This window comes from Enterobacter sp. RIT637, assembly GCF_019718755.1.
In the GTDB taxonomy this organism is placed as follows: Bacteria; Pseudomonadota; Gammaproteobacteria; order Enterobacterales; family Enterobacteriaceae; genus Enterobacter.
Map to the genome: position 1 here is coordinate 1 of NZ_JAIHAZ010000212.1, position 508 is coordinate 508.

At 55.5% G+C, this 508-nt stretch carries 1 pseudogene; it reads left to right on the top strand.

The features are described from left to right. Window positions 1-58: 58 nt before the first annotated feature. Window positions 59-508 (top strand): annotated as a pseudogene (locus K5E19_RS24070) (NADH-quinone oxidoreductase subunit N); the annotation flags it as partial.

The window sequence follows — 508 nt, forward strand, 5'->3', positions numbered from 1 at the left end:
GGGTAACATCCAGCAGTGGTTTGTTAATTCTGCTTCTAATACAAGGCTGTAAATCGCCATGACAATAACTCCACAACAACTGATCGCGCTGCTACCGCTGCTGATCGTCGGATTGACGGTGGTGGTTGTGATGCTCTCCATTGCGTGGCGACGCAATCACTTCCTGAATGCCACACTGTCGGTTTTAGGTCTGAACGCTGCGTTAGTCTCCCTCTGGTTTGTTGGCCAGGCGGGCGCAATGGATGTCACCCCGCTGATGCGCGTTGACGGTTTTGCGATGCTGTACACCGGGCTGGTCCTGCTGGCGAGCCTGGCGACCTGTACCTTTGCCTACCCTTGGCTCGAAGGCTACAACGACAACAAAGAAGAGTTTTACCTGCTGGTTCTGATTGCCGCCCTCGGCGGGATCCTGCTGGCGAACGCGAACCACCTCGCGGCCCTGTTCCTCGGTATTGAGTTGATCTCACTGCCGCTGTTCGGCCTGATTGGTTATGCGTTCCGTCAGAAG